Source organism: Halorientalis regularis (assembly GCF_023698535.1).
Lineage (GTDB): Archaea > Halobacteriota > Halobacteria > Halobacteriales > Haloarculaceae > Halorientalis > Halorientalis regularis.
In genome coordinates, this window is sequence record NZ_JALJCL010000040.1 from 1 (window position 1) to 2041 (window position 2041).

Consider the following 2041-nt stretch of genomic DNA (forward strand, 5'->3'; position numbering starts at 1 on the left):
GACACGGAAGGCGAAAACGGTCCAAGCACCCATGCTGAGTGGGCACGCCAGAAGAAATCCCGGCGGCAGACCCACTACCTGCACGCACTCTCGAAAGACATCATAGAGCAATGTGCAGACCGTGGCGTGGAGACGATAGCGGTCGGGCATCCCAAGGACATTCGTGCGGATGAAGACTGGGGTCGCCACGGGAACAAGCGTCTGCACGACTGGGCGTTTGACACCGTGCTGAGTCACATCGAGTACAAGGCCGAAGAACGTGGTATCGAGGTAGAGCGAGTTGATGAGTACGAGTTGGCCACGTCAATAACCTGTTGTGCGTGCGGGATGAAAGCCGATTCGAACCGTGTTGAACGTGGCTTGTACGTGTGTGAGAACTGCGAACTGGTCGCGAACAGCGACCTGAATGCGGCGGAGAATATGCGAGCGACGGTAACTCCGAGTCCCGCTCGGGATAGGAGTAACGGCTGTCTGGCCCAGCCTTCGGTGCGCCTGTTCGATACATCGATGGGGAGAGTAGCCCCAAAAGAACAGGTCTGCCCGTAGACCGGCAAATATCCCAACGCTTGCGGTGCGGTTCGGGAAGCCTCGCCGTCGTCGGGCTACGCCCGACTGCTTGAGGGAGCTTCGCTCCCTCTCCGTTCACGGCGAGGAGGAGGTCACGCCGTCACCAAGCGCGGCCGCCGGGAAATCGAGGCCCGGCGCGAGTGGGAACAGCAATACTTCGACTGGTAGGCACCCGCCCAGCCAGCCGCACCCTGGCCGCGATCCGACCGCTGTCGTGGAAACAGGCGTCCACACGCGACGATCTGTCAGGTCCCGGGCTTGCGGACGATCAGGAAGTCACTGAGATCGTCAATGCATCGGGCCGGCACGCGGAGCCGGCCGTTGTCAGTTGTCTCAAATCCGGCGATCGGCTGGTCGGACGGCTCGACGAGCACACTTTCGAGTGCGCCCGTCTTGGCATCCATCGTGAGGTTATACACGTGTCCAAGTTCTTCACCATCCGCACTGAGGACTGGTTTGTTGGAGAGCTGTTTGGCGAGGACCACTGCCATAGCCACCAGTAGAGAACGCTCTGACAAAAATCGTCCGGGTGAGCCTGCAGTGGCGGGTGTTAAGAGCCGGTTCACAGCTTCCTTAGGAATGCCCAGCGAACGATCAGTACAGTGGCTGCCTCAACAGCTGCCGAGTTAGTACGTAATCTCAATGTCGACTGTTGCAGACTTCGACTCTAACTGCCCAGGCGGCTCCGCTTCCAGACGATCCGTGTTATCGACCACCACGTAGTAATTCCCCTGTGGCACAGTGAAGTCGCCGCTATCATTGTTGATGCGTGGCTCCAACACCTCCGGAGTGATGCGCTTCCCCTGCTTGTATCGTATGAACTCGCTGGTTGTAACCACGAACAAATCAACCGGAATGTTGCTCTTGACGGTCAGCCGATACCTGAACTGCACCTCCGAGTTGAGTGAGAAGTCCTCCGCGATGTATTCGTTCCCGTCGATTGTTACTTTCTTGTTCATAAGGATATCAGATGACGTCTCCGGGCCGGGGACGGTTTCCTGTGCCCCGGGTCCTGTAGTGACTTCATCTGCGCCAGCCGCTGTAGCATCGTCAGTGGCACCCGGAATCGTTTCATCGCTCACACAACCCGAGAGAGTCAGCCCTGCAGCCATCCCTGCCCCCAGCAGGAAGTCTCGCCGTGGCGTCTCCATATCTCTATATGTTTATCAAATGGCTAAAGCCTATCGTATGGGCGCATGGGCCTGCCCGATTTCGTCCGAGACCACGACTGTCGGCCCGCGACACCGGATCGGATTATCGTCCGCACCTGTGACACAGTTGGAACACCGTTCGGCGACGCCGCTAACGAACTGCTTGGCACAAAGCGGACCGAGTAGTCTTGGATGAGCGACGGCTTGAGCTACCCACCGCTAAAGCGGTGGGATTCAGCGTGGACTCCCGTTCTGGCCGACTCATCGTCGGCAGGAGAATAGCCTCCGTTCACGTTCAACGTCCCGCTGTTCAAGCGCACGCC

At 58.6% G+C, this 2041-nt stretch carries 3 protein-coding genes; 1 reads left to right on the forward strand and 2 read right to left on the reverse strand.

The annotated features are described in order from the left end of the window. Positions 1 to 546 (forward strand): transposase (locus MU521_RS21280; RefSeq protein WP_250864858.1); only part of this gene is annotated, 546 nt, incomplete at its 5' end. Positions 547 to 812: 266 nt separating this feature from the next. Here MU521_RS21280 and MU521_RS21285 read toward each other — a convergent pair. Both MU521_RS21285 and MU521_RS21290 read right to left on the reverse strand, forming a co-directional pair. Further along, positions 813 to 1058, reverse strand: a complete 246-nt coding sequence (locus tag MU521_RS21285; protein WP_092695839.1) for a PRC-barrel domain-containing protein — start codon at positions 1056 to 1058, stop codon at positions 813 to 815. A 135-nt stretch (positions 1059 to 1193) separates the two neighbouring features. Continuing rightward, positions 1194 to 1718, reverse strand: coding sequence for a hypothetical protein (locus MU521_RS21290; RefSeq protein ID WP_092695841.1), 525 nt, complete (start codon positions 1716 to 1718; stop codon positions 1194 to 1196). Positions 1719 to 2041: the final 323 nt, after the last annotated feature.

Excerpts from the sequence above, each read along its gene's own strand:
- MU521_RS21285 (WP_092695839.1), bottom strand. The coding sequence starts at position 1,058 with ATGGCAGTGGTCCTCGCCAAACAGCTCTCCAACAAACCAGTCCTCAGT.
- MU521_RS21290 (WP_092695841.1), bottom strand. The coding sequence starts at position 1,718 with ATGGAGACGCCACGGCGAGACTTCCTGCTGGGGGCAGGGATGGCTGCA.